Annotated in this window: 6 protein-coding genes; 3 read left to right on the forward strand and 3 right to left on the reverse strand. The window is 62.6% G+C overall.

The genetic code is table 11. From position 1 onward, the window contains the following. A partial coding sequence (locus Q0Y42_RS13585; protein ID WP_297804795.1) for a TonB-dependent receptor occupies positions 1 to 1964 on the reverse strand: 1964 nt, incomplete at its 3' end. Positions 1965 to 2169: 205 nt separating this feature from the next. Next, complete coding sequence (locus Q0Y42_RS13590) at positions 2170 to 4248, reverse strand: TonB-dependent receptor (RefSeq protein WP_297804798.1); 2079 nt, start codon at positions 4246 to 4248, stop codon at positions 2170 to 2172. A 155-nt stretch (positions 4249 to 4403) separates the two neighbouring features. On the opposite strand from Q0Y42_RS13590, the gene Q0Y42_RS13595 reads away from it, so the two are divergent. From Q0Y42_RS13595 to tdh, 3 genes are read left to right on the forward strand one after another with little or no spacing between them, the layout of a single operon-like run. Continuing rightward, positions 4404 to 5234, forward strand: coding sequence for a DUF4232 domain-containing protein (locus tag Q0Y42_RS13595; RefSeq protein WP_297804800.1), 831 nt, complete (start codon positions 4404 to 4406; stop codon positions 5232 to 5234). Between the two features lie 41 nt (positions 5235 to 5275). After that, positions 5276 to 6481 (forward strand): glycine C-acetyltransferase, encoded by a 1206-nt coding sequence (locus Q0Y42_RS13600; RefSeq protein WP_297804803.1) that lies wholly within the window; start codon positions 5276 to 5278, stop codon positions 6479 to 6481. A 23-nt stretch (positions 6482 to 6504) separates the two neighbouring features. Continuing rightward, positions 6505 to 7536, forward strand: a complete 1032-nt coding sequence (gene tdh, locus Q0Y42_RS13605; protein WP_366108488.1) for an L-threonine 3-dehydrogenase — start codon at positions 6505 to 6507, stop codon at positions 7534 to 7536. Between the two features lie 32 nt (positions 7537 to 7568). Here the strand turns inward: tdh and Q0Y42_RS13610 are convergent. Next, positions 7569 to 7773 (reverse strand): hypothetical protein (locus Q0Y42_RS13610; protein WP_297804809.1); only part of this gene is annotated, 205 nt, incomplete at its 5' end.

Raw genomic sequence — 7773 nt, forward strand, 5'->3', positions numbered from 1 at the left:
CCACCCATCGGTGGACGGCCTTCACCGCCCTGACGGGCCATGGCCGCTGCATTGGGTTTGCCGAACGGCGTCGAGAAGTTCAGACCCCAGCGGATTTCTTCCTTGAGGCTGTTGTCGAAGTTCAGCGGACGGGCGTCGATCTCGATCAGGTTGCCGGCAATGTCGCGGGTAAAGCGTTCCGGCAGGGCCGCTTCGAGGTCCGGCGTGATGGTCGGGAAGGAGGCGATCACGCCATCCGTCTCGGTACGGGTGTAGTTGGCCGTGAAGCGCAGGTCCTTGTCCTTCAGCGGCGTCCAGTTGACGCCCAGACGCAGGATCGACTTGTCTTCGGCCGACAGGCCCTGGTTACCGCCTTCCAGACGGTTGATGATCACGCTCTGGCCGGTGGCGAAGTCATAGACCGGCACGTTCGGGGTGACCAAGGTTGGGTCGTTCAGCTGGGCCATCGACGGGGCCGACTGTTCATCGGCATAGGAGGCGGTGAAGGTCAGAGAGTCGATCGGCGAATAGTTGAGGCCGAGGCTCCACTTGTTCAGGCCGCCGAAGTCCGACAGGTCTTCCAGCTGGACGTTCAGGTTGGCCGACAGGTCGCCCAGCTTGCCGATGCCTTCCATGTCGCGGCTGAACAGCGGCATGTTGAAGTTACCGGACGCGCTGAAACGGTCACGCGACAGGCTGCGCTCGGAATAGACGCCGTTGCGCAGGTTTTCAGCTTCCTGCTTCTGGGTGTCGAAGCCCGCCTTGAAGGTGGCGTTCAGCGCACCGGCAGGGGCCTGCCACAGGGCACCGTTGATCACGCCCTCGACATTGGCCGAGGTGTTGATCGACTTCGACTCGTCATTCGGATTAAGCGGCAGGACCGACAGGTCCCCGAACGGATCAACCGTGCCGTTCAACACGCCTGCGTTGAACGCGGTGGTGTTCAGGCCGCGCATGGTGGTGGTGTCGGTCTCGCTGCGCTTGACGCCGCCACTGACCGTCCAGCGCCAGTCACCGAAATAGCCGTCGGCAAGGGCGTTGATGTTGGCCGTCAGGCTGTCGCTGTCACGCGAAAGCGGGCCAGCCGAGCCGAGGAAGCGCTGGACGCGTACATCGTCGGCATAGGGCGAGAAGGGGCTGGAAGCGGGCAGGGTGACCGAAACACCCGGCAGACCCAGATAGGACAGGCGGTTGTTCTGCTGCACATTGCCGCTGAAGGTCAGGCCGATGCCGTTCTCCAGATCGCGCTTGTACGAACCGCTGACCTCATAGCCGCGACGGCGCGGGTTCAGGGTTTGATAGGCGACCAGTTCTTCCGGCGTTGCACCGATGCCCGCGATCTCGCGCTGGATATCGCGCTCGGTTTCATAAAGCGGGCTGTCGGCCTGATATTCGAGGTCCAGAGTCCAGCGCTGTGTGCCGCCGATGCGGACGATATTGGTTTCCAGCTCGCTCTGGGTGCGGCCACCCTCGAACGGGCGCTTGACCTGACCCTGCACGGCGACCGAGCGGAAGTTTTCCTTCAGCACGAAATTCACCACGCGCTGGTCGGCGGTATAGCCGTACGACAGGGCGGTTTCTTCCGGCAGGATTTCGGTGCGCTCGATGGCTTCGGGCGGAATGCCGCGGATTTCCTGGAAGCCCGAGATGCGGCGACCGTTGACGAGGAAGACCGGCGAGCCACCGCGTGCCGAACGGGTCAGCGGCTCCAGCAGGGTCAGCAGCTCTTCAATCGTGCCTGCGCCATAGGCCTTCAGGGTTTCGGCATCCAGAACCGCCTCGGGCTCATAGCCGCCAAGAGCCGCGCCGCGACGCGAGGTCGTTACAGCCTCGATGGTGCCGAGGTCATAGGTGTTCTCGTCGATGGTCTGGGACGACTCCTGGATCGGAGCGTGGGCCGGTTCGGGAACCTGCTGGATCGCGGGCGGGGTACCGGCATCCGTCGCAACGGATGCAAGAGCAAGAAGGAGGGTAACTGGCGACATATCTGAGGGATCTTCAGCCTGAATCGGGGAGGTGGTGTGAACCGGATTGGCGTCACGTTTACAGTTGCAAGGGTGAACCGCGTCTGAACCGTAATGTTCCTGTCCGGTTGGAAATCTTGGCCATCTTCATTCGCCTTCAACGCAAAAAGGGGACGAATTCCGTCGGAATTCGTCCCCCATTTTTATTGGGCGCTGACTACGTGGATCAGAAGCGCAGGCGCACCCCTGCGGTCACGCCGCGACCGCGCATTGGCGCACGTTCGCCGAGGAAGGAGGCATGGCTCCATGCCTTTTCATCCAGCAGGTTGCTGCCGCGCAGATAGAGTTCGGCATCGGCCGTCTCGCCAATGTCAAAGCCATAGGAGACGGTGGCGCTCAGCAGATTATAGCCCGGAGTGTGGTCTTCGTATTCGGCAACGCGGGTCTGTTCGAAGACGCGGGTATAGTCGATTTCACCCGACCACGGACCGTGCTCGGCCTGCAGGCGACCGCCCAGACGTCCCGCCGGAATGCGCGGCAGGTTATCGCCGTCCTCCAGCTTGGCACGCACATAGTCGCCGTAAACCGTACCGCTGAGCCACGGCGTCAGTTCGGCGGTTACCTCCGCCTCAAGGCCCGTAAAGGTGGCGTCAGCCTGGGTATAGCGGATCAGGCGGAAGTCTTCATGCTGGTCCAGCGTGTCGGCGAAGATGTAGTCCTGATAGTCATACAGATAGCCGCTCAGCGAGCCGGTGATGCGACCGTTGCGCTTGCGCAGGGTGACTTCCAGCGAGCGGGCCGTTTCCAGATCCAGCGTGTCGGTGCCCAACTCATAGGTGTTGGTCGCCATGTGGACGCCGCGTGCGAACAGTTCCTGTGCCGTCGGGGCACGCTGCGAGCGGGCCAGCGAGACAGAGGCGCTGTAGCTGGGGCTGAAATGCCAAAGGGCCGAAGCGGACAGCGACAGCGGATCGTGATCGACAGCGGTGCCGTTGATTACGGCGGTGTCGACCCATTCCTTGCGGACGGCCGCCTCGAGGTGCCACAGGCCAACCTCGTATTCTTCCATCAGGAACAGGCCGGTGGACTTGGTCTCGGTCGGTTTCAGATAGGCTTCCTCGCCCACGGCGCTGAAGTCCGACTTGCTGACCTGAATGCCGCCGACGCCACGCAGGCCGTTCCACTCGCTGTGTTGGACTTCCAGACGGCCGTCATAGCCACGGTTGGAGAAGGTGGTCAGGGTTTCACCTTCTTCGATCTCGCGATGCTGATAGTCGGTGTGGCCGGCGCGCAGGCGGATACGCTCGATCCCCGGCATCACGTCGGTCAACTCGCCGCGCAGGTCCCAGCGCTGGCTGTGCAGACGCACTTCGGGCACGCCGTGGTCGTGATCATGGTCGTGATCGTGACCATGGTCGTGATCGTGACCATGGTCGTCGTCGTCATCATCGTGGCCGTGGCCGCCGCAATGCAGCGAGGTGCCGTGCGGGTGGCACGAGGCGAACTCTTCGCTGTGGCCCGACAGACCATAGGTGCTGTTCTGTTCGGTATAGGCGGCACCCAGATAGCCGCGCTCGCCAATCCAAGAGGCACCGATGGTGCCGGTGAAGGTGTTGTTATAGCTGCCGTCGAGGCGCTTCTCGTCGCTGTCGGGGATGCGATAGTCGTCCGAGCGGCGGGCGACGGCTTCCAGACGCAGGGCGAACTGGCCCTTGCCGACGGTCAGGCCCGCGACACCGGCGTCCTCGTTGTCGACGCTGCCGTGACGGTATTCGAGCACACCCTCGCCACCGTTGACGGGAACGCGGGTGGGGATTTTGCGGTCCAGCAGGTTCACTGCGCCGCCGATAGCGCCACCGCCATAAAGCAGGGCTGACGGACCGCGCAGGATTTCAACACCGTCCAGCAGCAGCGGCTCGCCCGAGACGGCGTGGTCTGGCGAGACTTCCGAGGCGTCGATCAGGGCGGCACCTTCGCTCAGGACCTTGACGCGCGGGCTGGTCTGGCCGCGCACGACAGGGCGGCTGGCCCCGCCACCGAAAGCGTCCGAGTTCACCCCCGGCAGGCTGCTGAGCGTGTCGCCAAGGCTGGAGGTGCGGCGGTGAACCAGATCATCACCGCTGAGCAGGGAGACGTGCGAGGCGATGTCATCGCCGCTGCGGCCCAGAGGAAGGGCGCGCACCACAACTTCGTCCACCTCGGTCACATCGTGATTGTGGGGATCATTCGATTGCGACTGGGCCTGTGCTGCGCTGGCGCACAGGGCGAAGACGGAGACGGAAAACAAAAAAGATTTGGACGTCATCAAAACCACCACTGAACCTGATGGCGATTTTGATATGTTATAAAATATCACCTCGCAACCCGTTACAGGGATTTAATGTCAGGAGCCTGCGGGCCTGTGTCGCGTTAATCACGAAAGGGTCGCCTGACGGCCCGTATTATAATGGGGTCGCATCCATGCGCGTCGCAAAACTGGCTCTTATCCTTCCCGTTCTGGCGGCCTGCCAGCAGCAGCCCGCACCGACGGGCGATGGCGGGGGGCTGGATCTGGAATCCGCCATCTCTCAGGCTGCGTCACAGGAATATTCGTGCGGACGCGGTCAGACCATCGCGGTGACCTATGAAGCCGGCGGCACGGCCCGCATCACGGCGGACGGCGAGACGCTGACCCTGACCGGAAAGCCCGCCGAGCGCGGTGTGCTTTACACCTCAGGTGCCATCCGCTGGCACGTGGTGACCGAGGGCAATCGCGAGACGGGCGAGCTGGTCCGTGAGGACGGCAACATCATCCAGTGTTCACGCACGACCAACACGGCGGCTCCGGCGCCGACGCTGACGTCGTGCCGCGCCGATCAGCTGGAAGCCGAGCTGGGCGAGACGGATGCGGGCATGGGCCACCGGAACCAACTGGTGACGCTGACCGTCAAGGGCGCGACCGGATGCCTGTTGCCGAAATGGCCGCAGCTGACACCGCTGCAAGACAAGTCCAGCGCCCTGAAGGTCGAGCAAACCACCGACAGCTATTTCGTGTCGGAGGAGGGGAGTGATCGGGTGGAGCTGAAATCCGGTGACAAGGCCCAATTCTATCTGGGGTGGTCGGTCATCCCCAATGAGGCGGCGGGCGAGAAGGTCTGTCCCAAGGTCAGGGGCTGGAACCTCGTCGCGCCGGGCGGTGGCGGTCTGCCGACCCTGCCGGTCGATATCGAGGCCTGCGGCGGCAAGGTCACCGTGTCGCCCTTTACGAACGTCACAGAACAGGGGAATACTCAGCCTAAGACCCCGCGATAAAAGGGGTTTAATCACGCCGAAATTCATCGTAGCGAGCAAATATGACCCAATCTGCGAATCCTGCATTCTACGAACGTGTTTCGGCCGAACTGGCTGATATCGACGCACAGGGCCTGACCAAGCCCGAGCGCGTGATCGCCTCGCGCCAAGGGCCGGTTATCTCGGTCAATGGCCGCGACGTGCTGAACTTCTGCGCGAACAACTATCTGGGCCTTGCCGGTGACGAGCGCGTCACCCAAGCCGGTATCAAGGCGCAGGAAAAGTGGGGTGCGGGTACCGCATCGGTCCGCTTCATCTGCGGCACGCTGGAAATCCACAAGGAACTGGAGCGGGCCATTGCCGACTATCTCGGCTTTGAGGACACCATCCTGTTCGCCGCCGCGTTCGACGCCAATGGCGGCATCTTCGAGCCTCTGTTCGGGGCCGAGGACGCGATTGTCTCGGACAGCCTGAACCACGCCTCGATCATCGACGGCGTGCGCCTGTGCAAGGCCAAGCGCTATCGCTTCGCCAACTCGGACATGGCAGACCTTGAGGCGCAACTGAAACAGGCCCGTGCGGACGGTGCCCGCGATATCATCATCGCAACCGATGGTGCGTTTTCGATGGACGGCTATATCGGCAAGCTGGATGAAATCCGTAAGCTGGCTGACCAGTACCAAGCCCTGATCATGGTCGATGACTGCCATGCCACGGGCTTCCTTGGTCCGAAGGGGCGAGGCTCGTTCGCGCACAACGGCGTGAAGGTCGATTTCGTCACCGGTACCTTCGGCAAGGCGCTGGGCGGGGCGATGGGTGGTTTCATCTGCGCCAATGCCAATGTCGTGGCCCTGCTGAAGCAGCGCGCCCGTCCCTACCTGTTCTCGAATGCTCTGGCCCCGTCGGTCTGCGGCTCGTCGCTGGAAGCCATCCGCATCGCGGCAGGCGAAGAGGGCGACAAGCTGCGCGACCAGTTGTTCGCCAACGCCCAGCGTTTCCGCACCAAGATGGCCGAGGCCGGTTTCGACCTGCTGCCGGGCGAGCATCCGATCATTCCAGTCATGCTGGGCGATGCCAAGCTGGCGCAGGACATGGCGGCCCGTCTGCTGGAACTGGGCGTCTATGTGATCGGCTTTAGCTTCCCTGTCGTGCCGCGCGGCGCGGCGCGTATCCGCACGCAAATGTCGGCGGCCCATACCTTTGAACAAATCGACCGTGCGGTCGAAGCCTTCACCCAAGCGGGTAAGGAACTGGGAGTCATTCAATGATCGGCACCATCCCCACCGGCACCATGCAGGCGCTGGCCAAGACCCAGCCCGCCGAAGGTCTTGAACAGATCACCGCCCCGATCCCGCAAATGGGACCGGAAGATGTGCTGATCAAAGTACGCCGCACCGCCGTTTGCGGCACCGACATCCACATCTGGAACTGGGACGAGTGGTCGCAAAAGAACGTGCCTGTTCCGATGATCACCGGCCACGAGTTCGCCGGTGACATCGTCGCCATCGGTGCCGAGGTGGATCGCCCGCTGAAAATCGGCCAACGCGTCTCGGCCGAGGGTCACGTCATCGATCTGAACTCCGAAGCCGCCCGCGCCGGTCATTTCCACCTCGACCCGCACACGCGCGGCATCGGTGTGAACCGTCAGGGCTGCTTTGCCGAATATGTCGTGGCTCCGGCCTTCAACGTAATCGAGCTGCCGGATGACGTGCCGTATGAGATCGGCTCCATCCTCGACCCGTTCGGCAATGCCGTTCACACCGCACAGCAGTTCGATCTGCTGGGCGAGGACGTGCTGGTTACGGGCGCAGGCCCGATCGGTGTCATGGCTGCCGCTGTGGCCCGTCACGCCGGTGCGCGTACCGTGGTGCTGACCGACATCAACGACTTCCGTCTGGAACTGGCGCAAAAGGTCGTGCCGGGCGTTCGCACCGTAAACACCACCCGTGAAGACCTGCACGACGTGATGAAGGAACTGGGCCTCAAGGTCGGTTTCGACGTGGCGTTGGAAATGTCCGGCTCGCCCATCGCGTTCAAGCAATGCGTGGACACCCTGATTATGGGTGGCGGTCTGGCGCTGCTGGGCATTCCGGCCCGTCCGGTTGAAACCGACTGGGGCCAGATCATCCTGAAAGCCATCAACATCAAGGGCGTCTATGGCCGCGAGATGTTCACGACGTGGCGCAAGATGCTGGGCCTATTGAAGGCGGGTCTGGACCTGACCCCGCTGATCACCCACCAGATGCACTACAGCGAGTTCCGCGAAGGCTTCGAGGCGATGAAGTCCGGCCAGTCCGGCAAGGTCGTCCTCAACTGGGACTAAGCCTAGGGCTTAGAAGTCAAAACCGCCGGAGGTTAAACCTCCGGCGGTTTTTCTTTGATGATCTCGGGGGCTAATTTCGCCGAGGCGCGACTCCATGTTGTGGAGAGAACGATCACGCACAACACGAGAAATAGACCTATTTCGCCGCCCCATTCGTCAGGGAAGCGATGTCTAAAAATAAAGAAGGCTGCGACCATCGAAATGGCGATTCCTGCGCCTTGGCCACGCGGCACGACT

The organism is uncultured Brevundimonas sp., assembly GCF_947305955.1.
Lineage (GTDB): Bacteria > Pseudomonadota > Alphaproteobacteria > Caulobacterales > Caulobacteraceae > Brevundimonas.

Bases quoted from the DNA above. Each gene is read 5' to 3' on its own strand.
- Q0Y42_RS13590 (WP_297804798.1), bottom strand. From the start codon at position 4,248: ATGACGTCCAAATCTTTTTTGTTTTCCGTCTCCGTCTTCGCCCTGTGC.
- Q0Y42_RS13595 (WP_297804800.1), top strand. From the start codon at position 4,404: ATGCGCGTCGCAAAACTGGCTCTTATCCTTCCCGTTCTGGCGGCCTGC.
- Q0Y42_RS13600 (WP_297804803.1), top strand. From the start codon at position 5,276: ATGACCCAATCTGCGAATCCTGCATTCTACGAACGTGTTTCGGCCGAA.
- tdh (WP_366108488.1), top strand. From the start codon at position 6,505: ATGCAGGCGCTGGCCAAGACCCAGCCCGCCGAAGGTCTTGAACAGATC.